Source organism: Streptomyces sp. NPDC044984 (assembly GCF_040646935.1).
Taxonomy (GTDB): domain Bacteria; phylum Actinomycetota; class Actinomycetes; order Streptomycetales; family Streptomycetaceae; genus Streptomyces.
Map to the genome: position 1 here is coordinate 93,695 of NZ_JBEZBE010000026.1, position 24,378 is coordinate 118,072.

General features: G+C 71.2%; 23 protein-coding genes. 14 read left to right on the top strand and 9 right to left on the bottom strand.

What is annotated here, in order from left to right:
- The first annotated feature begins 49 nt into the window (after nucleotides 1-49).
- Genes AB0A94_RS26315 through AB0A94_RS26325 form a run of 3 tightly spaced genes read left to right on the top strand, consistent with a single transcriptional unit; the run spans nucleotide 50 to nucleotide 3,507 of the window.
- A complete protein-coding gene (locus tag AB0A94_RS26315; RefSeq protein WP_361748196.1) occupies nucleotides 50-562 on the top strand; it encodes a hypothetical protein in 513 nt (170 codons plus the stop codon).
- Between the two features lie 22 nt (nucleotides 563-584).
- A complete protein-coding gene (locus AB0A94_RS26320) occupies nucleotides 585-2,897 on the top strand; it encodes a DUF6571 family protein (protein ID WP_361748198.1) in 2,313 nt (770 codons plus the stop codon).
- A gap of 52 nt (nucleotides 2,898-2,949) precedes the next feature.
- A complete protein-coding gene (locus tag AB0A94_RS26325; RefSeq protein ID WP_361748200.1) occupies nucleotides 2,950-3,507 on the top strand; it encodes a hypothetical protein in 558 nt (185 codons plus the stop codon).
- 106 nt (nucleotides 3,508-3,613) lie between these two features.
- Here the strand turns inward: AB0A94_RS26325 and AB0A94_RS26330 are convergent, their stop codons facing one another.
- Complete coding sequence (locus AB0A94_RS26330) at nucleotides 3,614-4,474, bottom strand: 3-hydroxybutyryl-CoA dehydrogenase (RefSeq protein ID WP_217130240.1); 861 nt, start codon at nucleotides 4,472-4,474, stop codon at nucleotides 3,614-3,616.
- Between the two features lie 190 nt (nucleotides 4,475-4,664).
- On the opposite strand from AB0A94_RS26330, the gene AB0A94_RS26335 reads away from it, so the two are divergent.
- Complete coding sequence (locus AB0A94_RS26335; protein ID WP_361748260.1) at nucleotides 4,665-5,879, top strand: family 10 glycosylhydrolase; 1,215 nt, start codon at nucleotides 4,665-4,667, stop codon at nucleotides 5,877-5,879.
- A gap of 1 nt (nucleotide 5,880) precedes the next feature.
- Here AB0A94_RS26335 and AB0A94_RS26340 read toward each other — a convergent pair whose 3' ends face one another.
- Together AB0A94_RS26340 and AB0A94_RS26345 are read right to left on the bottom strand one after the other, a co-directional pair.
- Nucleotides 5,881-6,075, bottom strand: coding sequence for a DUF1918 domain-containing protein (locus tag AB0A94_RS26340; RefSeq protein ID WP_217130239.1), 195 nt, complete (start codon nucleotides 6,073-6,075; stop codon nucleotides 5,881-5,883).
- 12 nt (nucleotides 6,076-6,087) lie between these two features.
- Nucleotides 6,088-7,005 (bottom strand): DMT family transporter, encoded by a 918-nt coding sequence (locus AB0A94_RS26345; protein WP_361748202.1) that lies wholly within the window; start codon nucleotides 7,003-7,005, stop codon nucleotides 6,088-6,090.
- Here AB0A94_RS26345 and AB0A94_RS26350 point away from each other — a divergent pair.
- From AB0A94_RS26350 to AB0A94_RS26360, 3 genes are all read left to right on the top strand, one after another.
- Nucleotides 7,004-8,449 carry a PLP-dependent aminotransferase family protein gene (locus AB0A94_RS26350; protein WP_361748204.1) on the top strand — a complete coding sequence of 482 codons (1,446 nt, stop codon included), beginning with the start codon at nucleotides 7,004-7,006 and terminating at the stop codon, nucleotides 8,447-8,449. The two genes, AB0A94_RS26345 and AB0A94_RS26350, sit on opposite strands and share 2 nt — an antisense overlap.
- Nucleotides 8,450-8,489: 40 nt before the next feature.
- A complete protein-coding gene (locus AB0A94_RS26355; protein WP_361748206.1) occupies nucleotides 8,490-8,927 on the top strand; it encodes a GNAT family N-acetyltransferase in 438 nt (145 codons plus the stop codon).
- Between the two features lie 120 nt (nucleotides 8,928-9,047).
- Nucleotides 9,048-9,641 (top strand): histidine phosphatase family protein, encoded by a 594-nt coding sequence (locus AB0A94_RS26360; RefSeq protein ID WP_361748208.1) that lies wholly within the window; start codon nucleotides 9,048-9,050, stop codon nucleotides 9,639-9,641.
- Here the strand turns inward: AB0A94_RS26360 and AB0A94_RS26365 are convergent.
- Nucleotides 9,623-10,063 (bottom strand): DUF6314 family protein, encoded by a 441-nt coding sequence (locus AB0A94_RS26365; RefSeq protein WP_361748262.1) that lies wholly within the window; start codon nucleotides 10,061-10,063, stop codon nucleotides 9,623-9,625. The two genes, AB0A94_RS26360 and AB0A94_RS26365, sit on opposite strands and share 19 nt — an antisense overlap.
- 152 nt (nucleotides 10,064-10,215) lie before the next feature.
- On the opposite strand from AB0A94_RS26365, the gene AB0A94_RS26370 reads away from it, so the two are divergent.
- The 6 genes from AB0A94_RS26370 (at nucleotide 10,216) to AB0A94_RS26395 (ending at nucleotide 17,641) form a co-directional block, all read left to right on the top strand.
- Nucleotides 10,216-12,705: an alpha-L-arabinofuranosidase C-terminal domain-containing protein gene (locus tag AB0A94_RS26370; protein ID WP_361748210.1), complete on the top strand. Its 2,490-nt coding sequence runs from the start codon at nucleotides 10,216-10,218 to the stop codon at nucleotides 12,703-12,705.
- 111 nt (nucleotides 12,706-12,816) lie between these two features.
- On the top strand, nucleotides 12,817-13,845 hold the full coding sequence (argC, locus tag AB0A94_RS26375; RefSeq protein ID WP_361748212.1) for an N-acetyl-gamma-glutamyl-phosphate reductase: 1,029 nt from the start codon (nucleotides 12,817-12,819) through the stop codon (nucleotides 13,843-13,845).
- Complete coding sequence (gene argJ, locus AB0A94_RS26380; protein ID WP_361748214.1) at nucleotides 13,842-14,993, top strand: bifunctional glutamate N-acetyltransferase/amino-acid acetyltransferase ArgJ; 1,152 nt, start codon at nucleotides 13,842-13,844, stop codon at nucleotides 14,991-14,993. The genes argC and argJ overlap by 4 nt, the downstream gene beginning before the upstream one ends.
- Nucleotides 14,990-15,892, top strand: a complete 903-nt coding sequence (argB, locus tag AB0A94_RS26385; RefSeq protein WP_361748216.1) for an acetylglutamate kinase — start codon at nucleotides 14,990-14,992, stop codon at nucleotides 15,890-15,892. The genes argJ and argB overlap by 4 nt, the downstream gene beginning before the upstream one ends.
- The gene (locus AB0A94_RS26390; RefSeq protein WP_361748218.1) at nucleotides 15,889-17,094 is read left to right on the top strand and encodes an acetylornithine transaminase; all 1,206 of its coding nucleotides are present in this window, start codon (nucleotides 15,889-15,891) and stop codon (nucleotides 17,092-17,094) included. The genes argB and AB0A94_RS26390 overlap by 4 nt, the downstream gene beginning before the upstream one ends.
- A gap of 7 nt (nucleotides 17,095-17,101) precedes the next feature.
- On the top strand, nucleotides 17,102-17,641 hold the full coding sequence (locus AB0A94_RS26395) for an arginine repressor (protein ID WP_159530854.1): 540 nt from the start codon (nucleotides 17,102-17,104) through the stop codon (nucleotides 17,639-17,641).
- 218 nt (nucleotides 17,642-17,859) lie between these two features.
- Here AB0A94_RS26395 and AB0A94_RS26400 read toward each other — a convergent pair whose 3' ends face one another.
- The 5 genes from AB0A94_RS26400 to AB0A94_RS26420 all read right to left on the bottom strand — a co-directional run bounded on the left by AB0A94_RS26400 (nucleotide 17,860) and on the right by AB0A94_RS26420 (nucleotide 22,897).
- Entirely contained in the window at nucleotides 17,860-18,597 is a 738-nt protein-coding gene (locus AB0A94_RS26400) for an FAD:protein FMN transferase (RefSeq protein ID WP_361748220.1), read from the bottom strand.
- A gap of 55 nt (nucleotides 18,598-18,652) precedes the next feature.
- Nucleotides 18,653-19,438 carry an FMN-binding protein gene (locus AB0A94_RS26405; RefSeq protein WP_361748222.1) on the bottom strand — a complete coding sequence of 262 codons (786 nt, stop codon included), beginning with the start codon at nucleotides 19,436-19,438 and terminating at the stop codon, nucleotides 18,653-18,655.
- A 281-nt stretch (nucleotides 19,439-19,719) separates the two neighbouring features.
- The gene (locus tag AB0A94_RS26410) at nucleotides 19,720-21,102 is read right to left on the bottom strand and encodes a ferredoxin reductase family protein (RefSeq protein ID WP_361748224.1); all 1,383 of its coding nucleotides are present in this window, start codon (nucleotides 21,100-21,102) and stop codon (nucleotides 19,720-19,722) included.
- Nucleotides 21,103-21,314: 212 nt separating this feature from the next.
- Nucleotides 21,315-21,902: a pyridoxamine 5'-phosphate oxidase family protein gene (locus AB0A94_RS26415; protein ID WP_361748226.1), complete on the bottom strand. Its 588-nt coding sequence runs from the start codon at nucleotides 21,900-21,902 to the stop codon at nucleotides 21,315-21,317.
- A 122-nt stretch (nucleotides 21,903-22,024) separates the two neighbouring features.
- A complete protein-coding gene (locus AB0A94_RS26420) occupies nucleotides 22,025-22,897 on the bottom strand; it encodes a hypothetical protein (protein ID WP_361748228.1) in 873 nt (290 codons plus the stop codon).
- 203 nt (nucleotides 22,898-23,100) lie between these two features.
- Between AB0A94_RS26420 and AB0A94_RS26425 the strand changes: the two genes are divergently transcribed.
- Nucleotides 23,101-24,294: an argininosuccinate synthase gene (locus tag AB0A94_RS26425; protein WP_361748230.1), complete on the top strand. Its 1,194-nt coding sequence runs from the start codon at nucleotides 23,101-23,103 to the stop codon at nucleotides 24,292-24,294.
- The last annotated feature ends 84 nt before the right edge of the window (nucleotides 24,295-24,378 follow it).

A 24,378-nucleotide genomic window follows, 5' to 3' on the forward strand; every position in this document is an offset into this window, starting at 1 on the left:
CGATCAGTGGCCTGCCGGCGATGGTCTTCGGGGATGAAGGAGCAGGTCGGTGGCGTGGGACGAGTGGAACCAACTGAAGGCCGAAGCGCTGGAACGCCAGCAGGGCGGCGCGACACAGATGCAGCTCAACCAGTATCCCGGCGACTCCGGCCCGGGCTCGGCCCCGACGACGCCCGACAAGACGGGTGACCTCAACGTCAACCAGCAGGACCTCTCCAAGATCGGCAGCCACGCGCACGAGCTCTACGACCGGCTCTGGGACCAGGCCCGCCTGGACAACACGAGCGTCGACGAGGCGGCGAGCGACCTGTCCTCACAGGGATTCGCGCTCGGCTCCGGACTCCAGCACGTGTCGAACCGCTGGTCCACGCAGCTGAACACCGTCCTCGACGCCTGCGCACACATCTCCAACCACATGCAGGTCACCAAGAAGATCCACAATGGTGACGAGGCCTACATCCAGCGGCAGATGAGCAGCATCGCCACCCTCGACGCCGGGTTCGACGAGCGGGTGGGACCGGCCGGGGAGAAGAACCCGATCTACGGCGAGAAGAAGAAGTAACCGCACAACGGGGGCACCACTCATGGATCTCGACACTCTGCGCCACGCCAACCTCAAGCTGCTCGACGACGCCGTCGAGGACTGGTCGATCATCGTCCGCAATCTGAACACCCTCGCCGAGGACGCCGAGAAGGGCCTGCGCCAGGCGGCCAACAAGGCGAACTGGGCCGGTGAGAACTCACGGGTCACCAAGGAGTTCATCGGCAAGACGGCCGGCGAGATCAAGGACGCCCACACCCAGGCCAAGTCCATCCACGACATCCTCAAGGACACCGCCGGGGAGCTGAAGGGCTACCGCACCCAGCTGAAGGACGCCATCGACCGCGGCCTGAAGAAGAACCTCACCGTGATGGACACCGGTGACGGCGGTTTCACCGTCACCATGAACGTCCACCCGGACCGCGCGGCGGAGGGCCACACCCCGCCCTCCCACACCCAGAGCGACGTCAACGCCCTGCGCGACGAGATCCAGGGCATCCTCGGCAAGGCCACCGAGAGTGACAACTCCGCCAGCAAAGTCCTCAAGGCGCTGGCCGACCAGACCAACTACGGTTTCGGCGACGCTAGTTACCAGGACCGGGACGCGGCCGCCGAAGCGCTCAAGACGGCCGACGAGCTGGCGGCACTCGCCAAGAAGGACCCGGAGAAGCTCTCCACCGCCGAGTTCGACCGGCTCAACGCGGGGCTGAAGAAGTACTCCGCCGACCCGCTGTTCGCCGAACGCTTCGCCACCACGCTCGGACCGCGGAAGACACTGGACTTCTGGACCGGCATCACCGGCCAGAACGCGGGGTGGGAGCTGCGCCATGACCGCCGGGAGCAGTTCGACGACCTCCAGAAGCACCTGAGCCTCACCCTCGCCAGCGCCACCCAGAGCGACAGCGCCGCGATGACCTCGTGGAAGGGCAACATGGTGGCCCTGGTCGACCAGCCCGTGGGCCGCGGCGGCGGTTTCCCGCTGGGCGGGCAGGTGATGAGCAACCTGATGCGCTGGGGCGACTACGACGACCGGTTCCTGAACAGCTACGGCGACAAGCTCATGGCCACGGAGAAGAAGTTCACGAGCAACGGGCGGCACGGCGCCTGGCAGCGCATGGGTCCCGACGCGACGCTCAACCACACGGGCACGGACAGCGGCTGGGACCCGATGACGGGTTACCTCAAGGCCCTCGCCAACAACCCGGACGCCGCGACGTCCTTCTTCAACGACACCTTCCTCACCAAGGACGAGGACCACGACTTCACGGAGAAGAAGGACGACAAGGAGGTCAAGAAGTCACTGACCAACTTCGACTACCTCTTCGAGGAGCGTGACTGGCCCACCGACTACGACTCCGAGCACGAGGAGAGCATCGCGGGCCGGAACAACCTGGCGATGGCCCTCGAGGCCGCCACCACAGGCCACCCGGCCGGTGAACAGCCGACCCTGGACACACCGCACCACAACGCCGAGCAGACCAAGCTCATGGAACGCCTCGTGTCGTCCATCGGCGAGGACCCGGAGGAGCGTCTGCTCAAGCACGGACACATGATCGACAGCGTGGGTCAGATCACCGCCGAGTACCTCCCGGACATCAACCGGTCCATCAGCGGCGCGGATCGGGACGACCCCGAGTCGACGTCGTGGGAGCGGACACAGAAGATGTACCCCATGTACGGGGAAGAGGCCGTACTCGATCCACGGGACGTGACGAAGCTCCTCTTCACCGTGGGCCAGAACCCGGACGGCTACGCGGCGGTGGAGGTCGGCCAGAAGGCGTACATGAGCCATCTGATGGAGTACCACCTCAACCCCGATCTGCCTGCCGGCCGGGTCGTGGACGACGACACGGAAGACGTGGTGCGGCAGATCGCGGAGAAGTCGGGGGAGGTCTCCGGCATCCTCGCCGCGGGCCGCCAAGAGGAACTGGCGGCTGCGGGGAAGGAGCGGGACGAGGCCTACAAGGATTCGATGGACCTGGTCAAGAGCAGCATCTCCGGTGGTCTCGGTACGGCGGTCGGCGTGGGAACCTCCTTCGTCGCAACCCCCTGGGTCGGAGCCCTCGCGGGTGGCGCCACCACCACCGTCACCGGCACCGTCCTCGAATCCGTGTTCCAGGACTTCAAGAGCACGGAACTGGAGGACTCCGAGGACGCGAGGGGCGAGCGCTGGCAGAAGGTCCTGGAGAGCAACGGCAACCACTCGGGCCAGGCGGCCCGGCTGGCCGCGGAAGAGCACGGCATGGTCGACCCCGCCGACGCCGAGAACTGGGCCCGAGACAGCGGCGAACAGGGCTTCTACAACGCCCAGGCGATCGTCGACGGCCGTACTCCGGGCAGCCGGACAACGTCCTGACCAAGTCGCCGAACCTCACCCGGATATCAAACAGCCCTTGAGAGGTACCACCATGACCCGCCGTCGACCGGCTCCCGGACCACGCTCCGGTCCTGCCTTCGTCGCCGTCCTTCTCGCCACCCTGGCCCCCACGGTCACGGGATGCGGCGCCGACGAAGAGACCAGGGACTACTCCGTGCCGGGCACCCTCTGCGGCATACGCGTCGACGCCGAGGAGCTCACTCCGTTCCTCCCGCCGGGGGAGAAGCTCTCCGTCAAGCCCGAGGTCAACCCCGCGTCGATCTGGTGCGATGTGTCCGTGGACGGAAAGCTCGCCGTCAGAACGGTCCAGAAATGGTGGCAGGGTGGCCATGACACGGCGCACTTCCTCCGCGGCCAGACCCTGGAGCGGGTGGAGGAGACCGCGGACGAGGGGCGGTACGTGTATTCCGGCTGGCAGGCGTTCGGCAAGACGGAAGGCTGCGTCGACGAGAAGTACGAGCAGGAGCTCTACACCGGAATTCAGGCCTACGGTTCCGACCACAGGGACGCCGACGCCATGAAGCGTCTGATCGTCTCCTTCACGAAGGAGGTCGAGAAATCGGACGAGTGCGACAGAAAAGCGTCGTGAGGGACAGGCCGTCTCGGGAGTGACGCGACTCCGCCCAGCCGTCGCCCCGGCGGGAACGACTGTGGGCCCGACCCGGAACCACCGGACCGGGCCCACGACCGCGGTGTCAGCCGTAGGTGTAGAACCCCGACCCCGACTTCCGGCCCAGCCGTCCCGCGTCGACCATGCGCTGCAGCAGCGGCGGAGCGGCGTACAGCGGCTCCTTGTACTCCTCGTACATCGAGTACGCCACCGAGGCCACCGTGTCCAGGCCGATCAGGTCGGACAGCTTCAGCGGGCCCATCGGGTGGGCGCAGCCCATCTCCATGCCGTTGTCGATGTCCTCGCGGCTGGCGATGCCCGACTCGAACATCCGGATCGCGGAGAGCAGGTACGGGATCAGCAGCGCGTTCACCACGAAGCCGGAGCGGTCCTGGGCGCGGATCGCGTGCTTGCCCAGCACCTTCTCGGCGAAGACCTGGGCCCGGCTCAGCGTGCCCTCGGAGGTGGTCAGCGCCGGGATCAGCTCGACCAGCTTCTGCACCGGGGCCGGGTTGAAGAAGTGGATGCCGATGACGTGGTCGGGCCGCGAGGTGGCGACCGCCAGCTTCACCAGCGGGATGGAGGAGGTGTTGGAGGCCAGGATCGCGTCCGGCCGGGTCACCACCTGGTCGAGGACCTGGAAGATCTCGGTCTTGACCTGCTCGTTCTCGACCACGGCCTCGATCACCAGATCACGGTCGGCGAACTCGCCGAGGTCCGTGGTGAAGCTCAGCCGGGCCTGCGTGGCCGCCAGCTCCTCCTCGGAGATCTTGCCGCGCTCGGCCGCCTTCGACAGGGAGTTGAACAGCCGGGTACGGCCGATCTCCAGGGCCTCGCCGGTGGTCTCGGCGACCCTGACGTCCAGTCCGGCCCGGGCGCACACCTCGGCGATCCCCGCACCCATCTGACCGCAGCCCACCACTCCGACGCGCTCGATGTCGGTCACATCGTTCCCTTCGCTACTGCTTACGGCTGTGGCAGGCTCGCCGGGTCCCGGTTCCTGCTCCGTCCGTGCACGTTACTCCGAAGTATCGATGATCGATCGTGGGGGTGGGGCATCCTGGGCGCAGGACCGTGTCCGACCAGGCGGTTCGGCGGTGTTCCAGGGGGGCGTCATGGGACGGGTGTCACGCAGGATGTTCGCGACGGCGGGGCTGGCCGCGCTGGCGATGGTGCCGCGGGCGTCCGCCGCGCCGCGGCGACGCGCGGTGCCGGCCGCGGCGACCGGTGAGATGCGGGGCATGTGGGTGGCCACCGTCACCAACCGGGACTGGCCCTCCCGGCCGGGGCTGAGCGCCGCGCGGCAGCGCGCCGAACTGCTCGCCCACCTCGACGCGGCCGTCCGCAACCGCCTCAACACCGTGATCCTCCAGGTGCGGCCCACGGCCGACGCGCTGTGGCCCTCGCCGTACGAGCCGTGGTCGCAGTACCTCACCGGCACCCAGGGCGCGCATCCCGGCTGGGACCCGCTCGGCACGGCCGTCGCCGAGGCCCACGCCCGAGGCCTGGAGCTGCACGCCTGGTTCAACCCGTACCGCGTGGCCACGCACGCCGACCCCGGCCGGCTCACCGCCTCCCACCCCGCCCGCCGCAACCCCGGCTGGACCGTCCCGTACGGCGGCAGGCTCTACTACAACCCGGGGCTGCCCGAGGTCCGTGCCTTCGTACGGGAGGCGATGCTCGACGCGGTGCGCCGCTACCCCGTCGACGCGGTCCACTTCGACGACTACTTCTACCCGTACCCGGTGGCCGGCCAGACCTTCGACGACGACCTCGCCCACGACACCCACGGCGGCGGCTTCCCGGACCGGGCGGCCTGGCGGCGGGACAACGTCGACCGGCTGGTGCGCGAGACGGCCGCCGGGATCAAGGAGATCCGGCCCGGCACCCGCTTCGGCATCAGCCCCTTCGGCGTGTGGCGCAACGCCGACGTGGACGGGCGGGGCTCCGACACCCGCGCGGGCGTGCAGACGTACGACGACCTGCACGCCGACACCCGCCGGTGGGCCCGGGAGAACTGGATCGACTACATCTGCCCGCAGCTGTACTGGAACATCGGCTTCGCCGCCGCCGACTACGCGAAGCTGCTGCCCTGGTGGGCCGAGGTCGTCCGGGGCTCCGGGACCCTGCTGTACGCGGGGGAGGCCCTCTACAAGGCGGGCGACCCGGCCCAGCCCGCGGCCTGGCGGGATCCGGCCGAGCTGTCCCGCCACCTCACGCTGGCCGCCGCGCACCCGGAGGTGCGCGGGCACGTCTTCTTCGCCGCCCGTGAGGTGACGGCCGACCCCGTCGGGGCGATGGCGCGGGTGGTCGCCGACCACTACCGGCAGCCGGCGGAACCTCCGCGCTGATCTAGTGCTGTGGGGTCTTGTGCCGGATCTCGGTGTCGGGGCCGGGCGAGCACACGCCCTCGTGCCCGTCCTGGAAACGGACGCGGTAGGGCGGGTTCCCTTCCTGGCCCATCACTTCGACGATCTCTCCGACCTTGTCGTGCTGGCCGACCACCCTGCCGTGCTGGACAAGCTGGTCGCCCTCGGTTGCGCGCATCGGGGCCTCCTCTCAACCGCGTGCCCGCTGGGTGACGGCGATGCACACGAGCACAGCCGCGGCCGTCAGCGGGGCGGCCACCGTCAGCTGCTCGTTCAGCAGCAGCACCGACCACACCAGTGTGAGCAGAGGCTGGGCCAGCTGCAACTGGCTGGCCTTGGGAATGCCGATGGCCGCCATGCCCCGGTACCAGACGATCAGCCCGAGGAACTGCGAGCCCGCCGCCACCCACAGCAGGCCGGTCACGCTGTGGGCGGTCAGCGTCACCGGTTCGACGGCCAGCGCGACCGCGGCGGCGGGCACGGTGAGCGGCAGGCACAGCATCAGCGCCCAGCCGATCACCTGCCAGCCCGGCATCACCCGGGCCAGCCTGCCGCCCTCGGTGTACCCGGCCGCGCACACCAGCAGCGCCCCGAACAGGTACAGGTCGGCCGTGGTCAGCGCGCCGCCGCTCTGCTGCACCGTGAACGCCACGACGGCGGCGGCCCCGGCGAGGGCCGCCACCCAGAAGACGCGCGAGGGCCGGGAGCCGACGCGCAGGGCGGACAGCAGTGCCGTGGTCAGCGGGAGCAGGCCCACCACGACCGCCGCGTGCGCGGTGGTGGAGGTCTGCAGCGCCAGGGTGGTCAGCATCGGGAAACCGAGCACCACTCCCGCGCCGACCACCGCGAGTCCGGGCCAGTGCCGCCGGGCCGGCGGCGCGACGCGCAGGGCGAGCAGACAGCCGCCGGCGATGAACGCCGCGAGCACACTGCGCACCGCCACCAGCGACCAGGGCCCGAAGCCTTCGAGACCCCAGGCGGTGGCCGGGAAGGTGAGGGAGAAGGCGATCACGCCGAGGGCGGCCTGGAGGGTGCCGAAGCCGCGGCGGTCGCGGGGGGCGGTGACTGCTATCGGCAGATCAGCGGTAGCGCTATTCTGTGCTCTCATGCATGAGCGTAGCAGTGTCGGTGAGCTGGCGGAACAGTTGCGGAGGGAGCTGGACCGCTACTCTCCCGGTGGAAAGCTCCCCTCCAGTCGGGCCCTGGTGGAGCGGTTCCGGGTGAGTCCGGTGACCGTCTCCCGGGCGCTGGCGCAGCTCGCCGCCGAGGGCCTGGTGATCACCCGGCCCGGCGCCGGCGCCTTCCGCGCACAGCCCCGGACGACGGCCGCGCCCGCCGGGGACACCTCCTGGCAGGAGGTCGCCCTCAGCGCCGACGGGGCCGCCGACCTCGTACCGCGTTCGGTGGACGCCTCCGGGGTGCTGGTCTCGCTGGCCGCCCCGCCGCCCGGGGTGATCGAGTTCAACGGCGGCTATCTGCACCCCTCCCTGCAGCCGGAGCGGGCCATGGCGGCGGCGCTGTCCCGGGCCGGACGGCGGCCGGGCGCCTGGGGACGGCCGCCCATGGAGGGGCTGCCGGAGCTGCGCGAGTGGTTCGCGCGCAGCATCGGCGGGCCGATGACGGCGGCGGGCGTGCTGGTCACCTCGGGCGGGCAGTCCGGGCTGACCACCGCCCTGCGCGCGCTCGCCCCGCCGGGCGCCCCCGTCCTCGTCGAGTCGCCCACCTACCCGGGCATGCTGGCCATCGCCCGCGCGGCGGGACTGCGCCCGGTGCCCGTCCCGGTGGACGCGGACGGCGTACGGCCCGCGCTGCTCGCGGACGCGTTCCGGGCGACCGGCGCCCGGGTCTTCGTCTGCCAGCCGCTGTTCCAGAACCCCACCGGCGCCGTGCTCGCCCCCGACCGGCGCGGTGAGGTGCTGCGCATCGCCCGCGAGGCAGGCGCCTTCGTGGTCGAGGACGACTTCGTACGGCGGCTGGTGCACGAGGACGCGGGCCCGCTGCCGCGCCCGCTCGCCGCCGACGACCCCGACGGGGTGGTGGTGCACGTCTGCTCGCTGACCAAGGCGACCTCGCCCAGCTTCCGGGTGAGCGCCCTGGCCGCGCACGGCCCGGTCCTGGAACGGCTGCGGGCCATCCAGGTCGTCGACACCTTCTTCGTGCCCCGGCCCCTCCAGGAGGCCACGCTGGAACTCGTCGGCTCGCCCGCCTGGCCGCGCCATCTGCGCGCGGTCTCGGCCGCGCTGCGGGCCCGCCGGGACGCGATGACCGCCGCGCTCCGCCTGCGCCTGCCCGAACTCGCCCTGCCGCACATCCCGTCCGGCGGCTACCACCTGTGGCTGCGGCTGCCCGACGGCACGTCCGAGCCGGCCCTGACCGCCGCCGCCCTGCGCGCGGGCGTCGCCGTCACTCCCGGCCGCCCCTACTTCAGCGCCGAACCCCCGGCCGGCCACCTCCGCCTGAGCTTCGCGGCGGTGGCCGGCACCGGGGAGATCGCGGAGGGGGTACGGCGACTGCGCGCCGCCCGCGACGAGGTGCCGGGACACCGGGGATAACGGTTCGACGCCGCCCCGCCCGACCTGCGAGCATCCGGCCGTGACCGACACCCCGCGCCTGCCCGAGGGCTACGAGACCTCCACCGACACCGCCCGGATCGACGCCGAGCGCGTGCACCGGTGGCTGTCCACCGACGCCTACTGGGCGCTGGGCCGCTCCCGTGAGAAGCAGGACCGGGCGATCGAGGGCTCGCTCAACTTCGGCGTCCACGACACGCTCTCGGGGGAGCAGGTGGCGTACGCCCGGGTCGTCACCGACCGGGCGACCTTCGCCTGGCTGTGCGACGTGTACGTGGACCCGTCGGTGCGCGGCAAGGGCATTGGTACGGCCCTGGTGGCGGCCGTGCGGGAGGAACTGCGGCCCTGCGGGCTGAAGCGGATCATGCTGGCCACGTACGACGCGCACGGGGTCTACGCGAAGCTCGGGTTCCGGCCGCTGGAGCGGCCCGACCACTGGATGACGCTCGTCCGGGAATGACGGCGCGTTTCGGGGCACTTGCCCGACGCGTCCCTGCCAGCCGGTAAGCCCGGATGCACCTTGAGTGACGTCTCCGTGACACCTCTTGACCCGCGCACCCCGGAGACCCACGATCCCCGCATGGCACTTCGGGTCACGTTCGTCGCCGCCGCGGGGAGCTCCTCGGTCCTCGCCGAACGTTTCGAGGACGACCGGCCGCTGGACCAGGCCGGCTGGAGCGAGGTGCGACGGGTCGCGCACGAACTGCTGCCGCTCGCCGCGGCCGATCTGCGCTACTGTTCCCCGGCCCCGCGCAGCCGTGCCACCGGGGAAGGGCTCGGATACGCGCCGCTGGTGCAACTCGCCCTGCGCGACTGCGACATGGGCCGCTGGCGAGGGCTGACCCTCGGGGAGGCGATGGCCCGGGAGCCGGGGGCCGTCGACGCCTGGCTCGCCGACCCGCGGTCCACCCCGCACGGCGGGGAGTCGCTGCCGGCCTTCATCGGCCGCGTCGGCGGCTGGCTCGACACCCGGCCGGTCGAGGACGGCTGCCGGATCGTCGCCGTGGCCGAGCCGTCGGTGATCCGCGCGGCCCTGGTGTACGTGCTCAAGGCTCCGCCCGCCACGTACTGGAACATCGACGTCCGCTCGCTGTCGACGATCGGCGTCGCCGGCCGGGCGGGCCGCTGGAGCCTGCGCCTCGAAGGGGTGCCCGCTCAGCCCACGCGCGCGTAGCCGGTGGTGAGCTCCAGGTCCTTCGCGGGACCGCGCACCCGCCAGAGGGTCCGCCAGTGGTCCGCGTCCCGGACGGTGAACTCGCCCCGGTAGAGGTCGGCCGAGCAGGGGTGGTCGGCGACGTACCGTCCCGTGGAGAGGTCCAGGCCGTGGAAGGGGCGCCCGTCCGCGAACCGCACGTCCGCCGTGCCGCCCGGACCGGGCAGGAAGCGCAGGGTCCGCCCGGCGGGCCGGGTGACGCCCCGCCAGGTGAAGTCGCCGGTCTCGCTCTGCAGCAGGCCGCCGCCCTCCAGCGGGCCGAAAACGACCGTCCCCTCGAAGCGCCCCTCCTCGCCGCTCGCCAGGTCCCGCACGGTCCGTTCCGCCCGCCAGCGGCCGCTCAGATAGCCCAGTACGTCGGGCACTGGCCAGAACTCGCCCATCCCGCCTCGTTCCCGCGTGGTGCTCGTCGTCGCACGACCCATTGACGTGCTCCTGCCTCCTCCCTATCTTGCCGTTCGAAGTGCTGACCACTGATCGATATATCGAACACCTCCTAGAGTCATCCACTCCTAGAGAGAGCCGCTGAGTATCCATGTCACGCACGGCACGCCACCGCACCCGCCTCAGACTCGGTCTCACCGCCACCGCGCTCCTGACGGCCGCCGCCCTCGTCCCGGCCCCCGCGCACGCCGAGGACACCACCGACTACACGATCACCGTCGACCCGGGAGCCGAGGGCGCGGAGATCGACGACACGATGTACGGCGTCTTCTTCGAGGACATCAACCGGGCCGCCGACGGCGGCCTGTACGCCGAGCTCGTGCAGAACCGGTCCTTCGAGTACTCCACCGCCGACAACGGCTCCTACACGCCCCTGACCTCCTGGGCGGTGGGCGGCACGGCCGAGGTGGTGAACGACTCCGGCCGGCTCAACGAGCGCAACCGCAACTACCTCTCCCTGGCCGCCGGTTCGTCGGTCACCAACTCCGGCTACAACACCGGCGTCCGGGTGGAGGAGGGCGAGCGGTACGACTTCTCGGTGTGGGCCCGCGCCGAGAGCGGCACCACCCTCACCGTCACGCTGAAGGACGCCGCCGGTGAGCTCGCGAAGGCCCGCAAGGTGGCCGTCGAGGGCGGCTGGGCGAAGTACGAGGCCACCTTCAAGGCGACCCGCACCAGCAACCGCGGCCGGCTCGCCGTCGCCTCCTCCGGTGCCGCCGCCCTCGACATGGTGTCGCTGTTCCCGCGCGACACCTACAAGAACCAGCCCAACGGCCTGCGCAAGGACCTCGCCGAGAAGATCGCCGCCCTGGAGCCCGGCTTCGTCCGCTTCCCCGGCGGCTGTCTGGTCAACACCGGCTCCATGGAGGACTACAGCGAGGCCTCCGGCTGGCAGCGCAAGCGCTCCTACCAGTGGAAGGACACCGTCGGCCCGGTCGAGGAACGCGCCACCAACGCCAACTTCTGGGGCTACAACCAGAGTTACGGCCTCGGCTACTACGAGTACTTCCGCTTCGCCGAGGACGTCGGCGCGATGCCGCTGCCCGTCGTCCCCGCGCTGGTCACCGGCTGCGGCCAGAACAGGGCCACCGACGACCCCGCACTGCTGAAGCGGCACATCCAGGACACCCTCGACCTGATCGAGTTCGCCAACGGCCCGGCCACCTCCACCTGGGGCAAGGTCCGCGCCGAGATGGGCCACCCCGAGCCCTTCGGCCTCACCCACATCGGGGTCGGCAACGAGGAGAACCTGCCGCGCGAGTTCTTCGCCCGCTTCCAGCAGTTCCGGGCCGCCATCGAGGCGAAGTACCCGGACATCACGGTCGTCTCCAACTCCGGCCCCGACGACTCCGGCACGACCTTCGACACCGCCTGGCAGCTCAACCGCGAGGGCGAGGTCGACATGGTCGACGAGCACTACTACAACAGCCCGCAGTGGTTCCTGCAGAACAACGACCGCTACGACTCCTACGACAGGAACGGCCCGAAGGTCTTCCTCGGCGAGTACGCCTCCCAGGGCAACGCCTGGAAGAACGGCCTCGCCGAAGCCGCCTTCATGACCGGCCTGGAGCGCAACGCCGACATCGTCGAGCTGGCCTCGTACGCGCCGCTGCTCGCCAACGAGGACTACGTCCAGTGGTCGCCGGACATGATCTGGTTCAACAACCACGCCTCCTGGGGTTCGGCCAACTACGAGGTCCAGAAGCTGTTCATGACCAACGTCGGCGACCGCGTGGTCCCGTCGCGGGCGAGCACCACCCCGGACGTCAGCGGCCCCGTCACCGGCGCCGTCGGCCTGTCGACGTGGGCGACGAGCGCGGCGTACGACGACGTGGAGGTGACCGCCGCCGACGGCACGACGCTGCTGAGCGACGACTTCTCCGGTGACGCCTCGAAGTGGACGCAACAAGGCGGCGGCAGCTGGAGCGTCCAGGACGGGCAGTACGTGCAGACCGACGAGGCCGCCGAGAACACCCTGGTCACGGCCGGCGACCCGGCCTGGCACGACTACGACCTGCACGTGAAGGCCACCAAGAAGGCCGGCAAGGAGGGCTTCCTCGTCGCCTTCGGCGTCAAGGACACCGGCAACTACTACTGGTGGAACCTCGGCGGCTGGAACAACACCCGGTCCGCCGTCGAGCAGGCCTCGGACGGCGGCAAGTCGACGCTGATCTCCAAGGCCGGCTCGATCGAGACGGGCCGCGCCTACGACATCGACGTCAAGGTGCGGGGCCGCCAGGTGACCCTCTACCTCGACGGCCAGGAGTGGGGCGGCTTCACCGACGACAAGCCGGCCGAGCCGTTCCGCCAGGTGGTCACCGAGGACGCCCGCACCGGCGACCTGATCGTCAAGGTCGTCAACGCCCGGCCGGCCGAGGCCCGCACGGCGATCGACCTCGGCGGCGCGAGGGTCTCCGCCAAGGCTCGCGTGACCACCCTGGCCGCCGACGCGGACGCGGTCAACACCGAGACGGACGCCCCGGTCACCCCGGTGACGTCCACCTTCCGGGGCGCGGCGGAGAAGTTCACGTACACCTTCCCGGCGAACTCGGTGACGTTCCTGCGGATCAAGCAGCGGTAGCGGGTACCGGGACACGGGCCGCCGTCTCCGCGACGGCGGCCCGCACGCGTCCGCCGTTGCATAAACGTGCATGGAAACGTATAGTCATGCCATCCAGGAGGAGGGTTTTCCATGGCGGTACGTGCGGCGGTGGCCGGAGCGAGCGGGTACGCGGGCGGTGAGCTGCTGCGTCTGCTCCTGACACACCCCGGGATCGAGATCGGTGCCCTGACCGGAAACTCCAACGCCGGCCAGCGGCTGGGCGCGCTCCAGCCGCACCTGCTGCCGCTCGCCGACCGCGTACTGGAGCCGACCACGCCCGAGGCGCTCGCCGGGCACGACGTCGTGTTCCTCGCGCTGCCGCACGGCCAGTCCGCCGCCGTCGCCGAGCAGCTCGGCGAGGAGGTGCTCGTGATCGACATGGGCGCCGACTTCCGGCTGAAGGACGCCGCCGACTGGGAGACGTTCTACGGCTCCCCGCACGCCGGCACCTGGCCCTACGGCCTGCCCGAACTTCCGGGTGCCCGCGCCGCGCTGGAGGGGTCCAAGCGCGTCGCGGTGCCCGGTTGCTACCCCACCGCCGTCTCCCTCGCCCTCTTCCCGGCGTACACCGCCGGTCTCGCCGAGCCCGAAGTGGTGGTCGTCGCCGCCTCCGGCACCTCCGGCGCGGGCAAGGCGCCCAAGCCGCACCTGCTGGGCAGCGAGGTCATGGGCTCCATGTCGCCGTACGGCGTGGGCGGCGGGCACCGGCACACCCCCGAGATGATCCAGAACCTCAGTGCGGCGGCCGGCGAGCGGGTCGTGGTCTCCTTCACGCCGACCCTCGCGCCGATGCCCCGCGGCATCCTCGCCACCTGCACCGCGAAGGCGAAGCCCGGCGTCACCGCCGAGTCCGTGCGCGCCGCCTACGAGAAGGCCTTCGCCGACGAGCCCTTCGTCCGTCTGCTCCCCGAGGGGCAGTGGCCGGCGACCGCGTCCGTCCACGGTTCCAACGCCGTTCAGGTGCAGGTCGCGTACGACGCCGCCGCGGGCAGGATCATCGCGATCAGCGCCATCGACAACCTGACCAAGGGCACCGCGGGCGGTGCCGTCCAGAGCATGAACATCGCCCTGGGGCTCGACGAGGCCACCGGGCTGACGACGATCGGAGTTGCGCCGTGAGTGTGACGGCAGCGAAGGGATTCACGGCGGCGGGCATCGCCGCCGGGATCAAGGAGAACGGCAACCCCGACCTGGCCCTCGTGGTCAACAACGGCCCCCGCCGCGCCGCCGCCGGCGTCTTCACCTCCAACCGCGTCAAGGCGGCACCCGTCCTCTGGTCCGAGCAGGTGCTGAAGAGCGGGCAGCTGTCCGCCGTCGTCCTCAACTCCGGCGGCGCCAACGCCTGTACGGGACCGAAGGGCTTCCAGGACACCCACGCCACCGCCGAGAAGGCCGCCGAGGTGCTCGGCACCGGCGCGGGCGAGATCGCCGTCTGCTCGACGGGACTCATCGGCGTCCTGCTCCCCATGGACAAGCTGCTCCCCGGCGTCGAGACCGCCGCCGCCCAGCTGTCCGAACACGGCGGTGAGAAGGCCGCCATCGCCATCAAGACCACCGACACCGTCCACAAGACGTCCGTCGTCACCAAGGACGGCTGGACCGTCGGCGGCATGGCCAAGGGCGCCGGCATGCTCGCCCCCGGCCTCGCCACCATGCTCGTCGTCCTCACCACCGACGCCGACCTCGACGCCGAGGTGCTCGACAGGGCCCTGCGGGACGCGACCCGGGTCACCTTCGACCGGGTCGACTCCGACGGCTGCATGTCCACCAACGACACCGTGCTGCTGCTCGCCTCCGGTGCCACCGGGGCGACCCCCGAGTACGCCGAGTTCGCCGAGGCGGTACGGACCGTCTGCGACGACCTCGGCCAGCAGCTCATCCGCGACGCCGAGGGCGCCAGCAAGGACATCAAGGTCGAGGTGATCAACGCCGCGACCGAGGACGACGCCGTCGAGGTGGGCCGCTCCATCGCCCGCAACAACCTCCTCAAGTGCGCCGTCCACGGCGAGGACCCCAACTGGGGCCGTGTCCTCTCCGCCATCGGCACCACGAAGGCCGCCTTCGAGCCCGACGAGCTCAACGTCGCCATCAACGGCGTCTGGGTCTGCAAGAACGGCGGCGTCGGCGAGGACCGCGACAAGGTCGACATGCGCTACCGCGAGGTGCACATCGTCGCCGACCTCGCCGCCGGTGACGCCGGAGCCGTCATCTGGACCAACGACCTCACCGCCGACTACGTCCACGAGAACAGCGCCTACTCGTCATGAGCACCACGCGTAAGCACACCGCGCTGCCCAAGGCCCAGATCCTCATCGAGGCGCTGCCCTGGCTGACCCGCCACCACGGAAAGACGGTCGTCATCAAGTTCGGCGGCAACGCCATGGTCGACGAGGACCTCAAGGCAGCCTTCGCCCAGGACGTCGTCTTCCTGCGGCACGCCGGCCTCAAGCCCGTCGTCGTGCACGGCGGCGGCCCGCAGATCAGCCGCGCGCTCGACCGGCACGGCATCGTCAGCGAGTTCAAGGCCGGCCTGCGCGTCACCACCGAGGAGGCCATGGACGTCGTACGCATGGTGCTCGCCGGACAGGTGCAGCGGGAACTGGTCGGACTGCTCAACCGGCACGGCCCGTTCGCCGTCGGCCTCACCGGCGAGGACGCGCACACCCTCACCGCCACCAGGCACCGGCCCGAGATCGACGGCGAGCTCGTCGACATCGGGCGGGTCGGCGAGATCACCGCGATCGACACGGGCGCGATCGAGGCCCTGCTCGCCGACGGCCGCATCCCGGTCGTCTCGTCGATCGCCCGCTCCCAGGACGACGGACATGTCTACAACGTCAATGCTGATACGGCGGCTGCGGCACTCGCTGCGGCGCTCGGCGCCGAGACTCTCATGGTCCTCACCGACGTCGAGGGCCTCTACGAGGACTGGCCGAACTCCGACGAGGTGATCAGCCGCCTCACCGCGTCCCAGCTCGAGAAACTCCTGCCGGAGCTGTCCTCCGGCATGGTGCCGAAGATGGAGGGCTGTCTGCACGCCGTACGCAACGGCGTGACCACCGCCCGCGTCATCGACGGCCGGGTCCAGCACTCGATCCTGCTGGAGATCTTCACGGACGAGGGCATCGGCACGATGGTCGTGCCCGACGAACAGGGGGAGTCGTGAGCAACGCAGAACTGACCGCACGGTGGCAGGGCGCGCTGATGAACAACTACGGCACGCCGCGCCTGCCCCTCGTACGCGGCGAGGGCCCGAAGGTCTGGGACGCCGAGGGCACGGAGTACCTCGACTTCGTCGGCGGCATCGCGACCAACGCCCTCGGCCACGCCCACCCGGCGATCGTCGAGGCCGTGAGCCGCCAGATCGGCTCCCTGGGCCACATCTCCAACTTCTTCATGGCCGAGCCGACCGTCGCCCTCGCCGAACGGCTGCTCCAGCTCTTCGGCCGGGACGGCAGGGTCTTCTTCTGCAACTCCGGCGCCGAGGCCAACGAGGCCGCCTTCAAGATCGGCCGGCTCACCGGACGGACCCACGTCGTCGCCACCGAGGGCGGCTTCCACGGCCGTACGATGGGCGCCCTCGCGCTCACCGGGCAGCCCGGCAAGCGGGAGCCGTTCCAGCCGCTGCCCGCCGACGTCACCCACGTGCCCTTCGGCGACGCGCAGGCGCTGGACGCCGCGGTCACCGAGCAGACGGCCCTGGTCGTCATCGAACCCGTCCAGGGCGAACACGGCGTGGTCGTCCCGCCCCCCGGCTACCTGAAGGCGGCCCGCGCCATCACCGCGGCCAAGGGCGCGCTGCTCGTGCTGGACGAGGTGCAGACCGGCATCGGCCGCACCGGCAACTGGTTCGAGTACCAGGCCCACGAGGGCGTCCTGCCGGACGTCGTCACCCTGGCCAAGCAGCTCGGCGGCGGCCTGCCGCTGGGCGCCACCGTCGCCTTCGGCCGCGCCGCCGACCTGCTGGGGCCCGGCCACCACGGCACGACCTTCGGCGGCAACCCCGTCGCCTGCGCCGCCGGACTCGCCGTTCTCGACACGATCGAGAACGAGGGACTGCTGGAGAACGTCAAGCGGCAGGGCGAGAAACTCCGCGACGGGATCGAGGGATCCGGCCACGCCTTGATCGACCATGTCCGGGGTGCGGGCCTCCTCCTGGGTATCGTGCTCACCGAGCCGCTCGCGCCCCAGGTGCAACAGGCGGCTCAGGACGCCGGATTCCTCGTGAACGCGCCCGCCCCCGATGTCGTACGGCTGATGCCGCCGCTGAACCTCGGGGACGACGCGGTGGACGCCTTCCTCGGGGCGCTGCCCGGCATCCTGGACCAGGCCGGCACGGCGGGCGGGGAAGGACGATCCGGAGAATGAGACGACGATGAGCCAGGAGCAGGACCAGGGCCAGCACGCCGGGCCTGCCGTGCCGCAGACGCGCACCGCACGCCACCGCCGGATCGTGGACATCCTCAACCGGCAGCCGGTGCGGTCGCAGAGCCAGCTGGCGAAGCTGCTCGCCGACGACGGGCTGAGCGTCACCCAGGCGACGCTCTCCCGGGATCTGGACGAGCTGAACGCGGTGAAGATCCGCAACACCGACGGCGACCTGATCTACGCGGTGCCGAGCGAGGGGGGGTTCCGCACCCCCCGGGCGCCGCTGGGGGAGTCCGCGAAGGAGGAGCGGATGCGGCGGCTCTCCCAGGAGCTGCTGATCTCCGCGGAGGCCTCCGCGAACCTGGTGGTCCTGCGCACCCCGCCCGGTGCCGCACAGTTCCTGGCCTCGGCGATCGACCAGGCGGAACTGCACGACATCCTCGGCACGATCGCCGGCGACGACACGCTGCTGCTGATCAGCCGGGAGCCGACGGGGGGCCAGGCGCTGGCCGACCACTTGCTGCGCCTGGCCCAGAACGGCCACTGAAGGGGCCGGGGCGGTGCTCTGCCGACTGCGGGTGCGTCGTGGCCGGTCGCGCAGTTCCCCGCGCCCCTGAGGGAGCTGCTGCACCGCCCGCCGAGCGTCCCCCAGCTGCGGGCAGTCGTGCCGCTGGGGCGGCACGGGTGGGCGCAGCGGCACCCGCGAACGCGGGTGAGTGCCACACCGGTACCTCAGCCGCAGCACCGCTCACCCAGGGGCGCCGCTCACCCCAGCCACCCCGCCAGCCCCCCGGTGCACCGCACCTCGTCACCCGCGGTGATCAGCAGCCCCTCGACGTCCGGCAAGGACTCCAGCCACCGCAACCCCTCCCGCGACCCCATCGCGAACGCCGCCGTGGCCCAGCAGTCCGCCCACGTCAGCCGAGGCGCGACGACCGTCACGGCGACCAGATCGGTCACCGCCGGCCGCCCCGTCCGGGGATCGGCGATGTGATCCCCCCGTTCCGCGGTACCGGACGTCGCCACCGCCAGTTCGCCCGCGCCGGCCGCGGAGACGACGGCGGCGAGACCGCCCGGACGCAACGGGTCCGACACACCCACCCGCCACGGCCGCCCCGCCCCCGGCGCCCCCAGCACCTGCACGTCACCGCCCCCGTTGACGCTCACCCCCGTCGCCCCCGCCGCCGCGAGCCGCCGCGCCGCCCGCTCGGTGGCCCAGCCCTTGACGATGCCCGTCGGATCGAGCCGCCCCCGGTAGCGCGGACTGAACCAGCCGTCGCTCACCCGCTCCGCCTCCGCGGCCAGCTCCAGCACCTCGGCGACCTCGGCATCGCACTCCCCGACGCCCAGCTCCCCCCGCGCCAGCCGGGAGAGCTGGCTGTCGTCGCGGTACGTGCTGAACACCTCGTCGACCCGGTGCAGCCCCGCGACGGCCTCCTCCAGCGCCGCGCGCACCACAGCGGGTTCCCCGCCGCGGACGTCGAGGGAGAAGACGGTCCCCATCGTCTCCTCCGCGTGACGCACCGCGGCGGGAGCCTCAGCCGACCCGGCCACCGTGTCAGCCACCGGCCTTGTCCAGCGCCGACTGGAGCGACTGCTCGTACCCCGCGCTCGTGTACGTGGCCCCCGACACCGCGTCGATCTCCGCGTCGCCGGCCGCCACCGCCGCCCGGTTGAGCTTCGGCACGGCGTCGGAGGTGATCTGGTCGCTCCGTCCGCCCTCGGGCGTCTGCACCGCCTCGGCCTTGGTGATCTTCCCGCCGCTGACGGTGATCCGCACCTGTACCGGCCCGTACTGCGTCTGCGCCACGTCCCCGGTGACGGTCCGCGCCTGCGCACTCCCGGCGTTCCCGCCGTTCCCGGCGTTCCCCGGTCCGGAGGACTCCGCGGGCCCCGCCGCCCGCGCCTTGTCCAGCGCCGACTGCAGCGACTTCCGGTAGCCGGAACTCGTGTAGGTCGCCCCCGACACCGCGTCGATCTCCGCGCTCTGCGCCGCGACGGCCGCCCGGTTGAGCCTGGGGACGGACCGGGAGGTGATCTGGTCGCTCTGCCCGCCCTTGGGGGCCTGCACCGCCTCGGCCTTGGTGATCTTCCCGCCGCTCACCGTCAGCCGGACCTGCACCGCGCCGTACTGGGTCCGCGCGGCGTCACCGGTGACGGTGCCGTTCCCGATGGGCTGGACGCCGCCCTGCGGCGACTGGGCCGCAGCGGGAGGGGCCGCGCCGCCGGCCGCGGCGGCCGAGCCGGGATCGGACGCCGGTTTGAGCGACAGCAGCAGCACGATGCCGGACACGGTGGCGGCGGTCGCGAGCACGACACGCCGGACGGGGTGACTCTTCTTCACTTGGAACCTCCGAGGAAGCCCTGGGCTTCAGCCTGGGGGTGATGCGGACGCCGGGGGAGCAGGTCGAGGCGCGCGATTTCGCCCAGAAGGCAACAGACCGTCCGCAGGTCCGGGTAGGACGACTGTCGTGCGGTGCGAGAACCAAGCACACGCAACTCCTTTGTCTTGACGGGCAACCGGGCAGGTTCCGTCCCGGCTGGTGCTGAGAGCGTCAGACTCTTTCGTTCGCTGAGCGGATGAGCTGCTTGAGCCAGGAATCCCCTGCTCTAACTGGGGAGGGTTCAAATCTCGAACGACTCGTGATGGATGCGCCGGGCGGGGACTCCCGCCTCGCGCAGTGCGTCGTACACCGACTGCGCGAACCCGGGCGGACCGCACAGGAACACGTCGTGGCGGTCGACGTCCGGGATCTTCCGTTGCAGGCTCTCCGCCGAGATGTCGGGGCGTTCCCCGTCGGGGCTGTTCACCGCGTACATCAGCCGGGCGCCCCGCTCGTCGGCGATCCTGGCCAGCTCGCCCCACAGCGCCAGGTCCTGCGTGCTGTTCGCCCGGTACAGCAGCGTGATGTCACCGGAGGCGCCGGGCAGCGTCTCGAACAGCGCCCGCATCGGGGTGATCCCCACCCCGCCCGCGACCAGCAGCACCTTGCCGCGGCTGCGGCGCTGCGCGGTCAGCGCCCCGTAGGGACCCTCCGCCCACACCCGCGTGCCGGGCTCCAGCTCGCGCAGCCGGGAGCTGTGGTCGCCGATCGCCTTCACCGTGATCCGCAGCATGTCGGGGCGGGGCGCCGCCGACAGCGAGTACGGGTGGGAGCTGAAGCGCATCCCGGGCGCCAGGAACCGCCAGCGGAAGAACTGCCCGGCCTCCGCCCCCATCCGGTGCAGCCTTCGCCCGCCGATCAGCACGGACACGATGCCCGGCGTCTCCTCGACGACCGCCTCGACCCGCATCCGGTGCCGCGTGTTCAGCCGCACCGGGGTGATGATCCGGTACCACAGGACCAGCGCGGTCACGACGCCGTAGAGCCCGTACCAGAAGGTCTTCGCGGTCGGCTCGACGGCGAACTCGTTGCCGGTGGTGATCTGGTGCCAGAACGTCAGGAAGACGGCCGCGTAGGTCAGCAGGTGCACGTGGTACCAGCCGTCGTACGGCAGCCGGCGCCGGACCGGGCCGATGGAGAGGAAGGCGATCACGAACAGCAGGCCGGTGCCGATGGCCGCCTTGCCCATGTCGGGCAGCGTGTTGATGGAGGTGGTCGTCTGCTGCACGATGTCGCCGAGGCCCTTGCCCGCCTGGCGGGCGTAGCCCCACATGATGAGGAAGACGTGCGCGACGACCAGGCTGACGGTGTAGCGGCCGCTCATCGCGTGCCAGCGGGCGACCCGGTCCGAACCCACCCGGCGCTCCAGCGCGGGCACCCGCGCCATCTGGAGCACCACCAGGGCCATCAGATAGCCGGCGAGCAGGCCGGTGATCCGGCCCGCGGCGACGATCTTCCCGGTGGTGTCCGCGATGGACGGTGTGCTGGTCCACCACAACCACAGCACGGCCACCGCGCCCGCACCCACGGCGAGCAGCAGGGGTACGGCGGGGGAGCGGCGCGGACGGATGCGGCGCATCGTCTGGCGACGGGCGGCACGGCCGCCGGCGAGCGTGGTGGTCACGGTTCCTCCGTGGGGACTTGACCCTTGGCCCACAGATACGTGCCGTCACGCGGGAGTGTTCAGAGGAGATCCGCGGCTCGGCGGCGAGTGACCGCCGTGCGCCCCCTCCCGGTGTCCGCCGTCCGGCCCGGCAGCGGTGCGGCCGGACGGCCGGCGCCGGGCAGGAGCGGGGAGACGCGGTACGGCGGCGGGGCGACACCTGGGCGCATGGCTCAGCCGGTGGAGGGGGGCAGCGGCAACGGCAGCCCGGGGAGTCCGTCCAGGCTGGTCGCGATGTACTCCTTCTTGGTGAAGTACGCGTCGAGCGAGGCGTCGTCCTCCCGCGCGAACCGCTTCCCGTGCAGGTCCCGTTCGCTCTCGTACGCCATGAAGGGCACCGCGTATCCGCAGGTGTCCCGGACCAGTTCGGCCGTCACGACGACGATGGCGCGCAGGCCGTGGAGCGAGGGGTCGATGTCCGGGAAACGGGTGAGCAGCTCCCCGAAGCGGGGGTCGTCCCGGAAGACGGGCTCGCCGCGGCCGTGCACGCGCACGATGTTCGGCGGCCCCTGGAACGCGCACCACATCAGGGTGATCCGGCCGTTCTCCCGCAGATGGGCGATGGTCTCGGCGTTGGAGCCGGCGAAGTCGAGATAGGCGACGGTGAGCTCGTCGAGGACCGCGAAGGAGCCCTTGAGTCCCTTGGGCGAGAGGTTGACCGTGCCGTCGGCGGACAGCGGGGCGGTGGCGGTGAAGAAGACCGGCTGTTCCTCGATGAAGGTGCGGAGGCGGCCGTCTATGCGCTCATAGGTCTTTCCCATGTCCACCGATTATGGGACCAGGTCCTTCGCCTGTCTAAGGAATTGCCCGGCGGGCGGACGTCCGGGGAAACCGTGGCCGCCCCGGCCGGCGCTGGTACGGGGCGGCCACGGCGCCTGTCACCTCACTTGGTGAGCGTGCAGGCGGCCAGGGAGTCCAGCCCGGAGGGGCGTTCGGCGGTGCGGCCGATGGCGGTGGCGATGCGGTTGATGGCGGCGACGCGCTTGTCCTTCAGGGGGCCGAGGATGGCGTTCCGGACGAAGTCGGGTCCGCCTTGTCCGACGGTGTCGGCGAGTCGTTTGTCGGCTTCGGCGATCTGCTTGTCGAGGTCGCCGAGGTTGCGCTCGACCTCGGCCTGCGCGGAGGCGGGGATCGCGGGGAGCCGCGGGGCCACGTCGGGGCAGGAGATCGTGCCGACGCCGGTGTTCCCGGCCTGGCCGGTGTCCTCCCCGGCGCCCTGACCGGTGTCCTGACCGCCGTCCTCGGCGGGCGGTGTCGTGGCTTCCTCGCCGGCGCCCGCGCCCGCGTCGTCCTGCCCGGCCGAGCCCTCCGCGTCGAGCGAGCACGGGGCGAGCGCGTCGAGTCCGGAGGGGCGTTCGGCGGTGCGGCCGATGGCGGTGGCGATGCGGTTGATGGCGGCGACGCGCTTGTCCTTCAGGGGGCCGAGGATGGCGTTCCGGACGAAGTCGGGTCCGCCTTGTCCGACGGTGTCGGCGAGTCGTTTGTCGGCTTCGGCGATCTGCTTGTCGAGGTCGCCGAGGTTGCGCTCGACCTCGGCCTGCGCGGAGGCGGGGATCGCGGGGAGCCGCGGGGCCACGTCGGGGCAGGAGATCGTGCCCGGTCCCGCCAGTGTCCGGGCGTTCGCGTCGCCGCCGTCCCCGGACGACTCGCCGGCGAGGGCGGAGCCGGCGATCACCGCGCCGGACAGCGCCAGCGCGGCCGTACCGCCGATGAAGCCGACGCGGCGCTTGTTGTACTTCGGAAGGGCCCTGGACATGCGGATGCCTCACTCGGGTCGGGGTGTCACGGGTGTCTGTCGTGGTGTCTCGATCGGTCCGACGCGGCGCCTGCGTCCGGCGACAAGTACGCGAAAGCGGTTTCCGATGTTCAATCCGGCCCCGGATCGACGGCCGGATTGACGATTCATGCGGACTACTGCATACTCATGCATGTCAGCGAATGCACTGTGAGGAGAAACCCGTGACCGAGCGCGTCGTACTCGCCTACTCAGGCGGTCTGGACACCTCCGTCGCCATCGGCTGGATCGCCGAGGAGACGGGCGCCGAGGTCATCGCCGTTGCGGTCGACGTCGGCCAGGGTGGCGAGGACCTGGACGTCATCCGCAAGCGCGCCCTCGCCTGCGGTGCCGTCGAGGCCGAGGTCGCGGACGCCAAGGACGAGTTCGCCGAGGAGTACTGCCTCCCGGCGATCAAGGCCAACGCCCTCTACATGGACCGCTACCCGCTGGTCTCCGCGCTGTCCCGGCCGACGATCGTCAAGCACCTCGTCGCCGCCGCGCAGAAGCACGGCGCCACCACGGTCGCCCACGGCTGCACCGGCAAGGGCAACGACCAGGTCCGCTTCGAGGCCGGCATCGTCGCCCTCGCCCCCGACCTGAAGTGCATCGCCCCGGTCCGCGACTACGCCATGACCCGTGACAAGGCCATCGCCTTCTGCGAGACCAAGGGCCTGCCGATCGCGACCACCAAGAAGTCGCCGTACTCCATCGACCAGAACGTCTTCGGGCGCGCCGTCGAGACCGGCTTCCTCGAGGACATCTGGAACGCGCCGATCGAGGACGTCTACGAGTACACGCAGAACCCCGCCCTGCCGCGTGAGGCCGACGAGGTGGTCATCACCTTCAAGGAGGGCGTCCCCGTCGCCATCGACGGCAGGCCCGTCACCGTCCTCCAGGCGATCCAGCAGCTCAACGAGCGCGCCGGCGCCCAGGGCATCGGCCGGATCGACATGGTCGAGGACCGCCTCGTCGGCATCAAGTCCCGCGAGGTCTACGAGGCCCCCGGCGCGATCGCCCTGATCACCGCCCACCAGGAGCTGGAGAACGTCACCGTCGAGCGCGAGCTCGCCCGCTACAAGCGGCAGGTCGAGCAGCGCTGGGGCGAACTGGTCTACGACGGCCAGTGGTTCTCCCCGCTCAAGCGCGCCCTGGACGGCTTCATCACCGAGGCCAACCAGCACGTCAACGGCGACATCCGGATGACCCTGCACGGCGGCCGCGCCGTCGTCACCGGCCGGCGCTCCGAGTCGTCGCTGTACGACTTCAACCTGGCCACGTACGACACGGGCGACACCTTCGACCAGGCGGCGGCCAAGGGCTTCATCGACATCTACAGCCTGTCGTCGAAGATCGCGGCCAAGCGCGACCTCGCGTGACCGGCTGACGACCCCTCACAAGCACCAGCCCGACCGTCGCCTCCTCACTCCAGGGTGGGGAGGCGACGGCACATCCGGAACCCT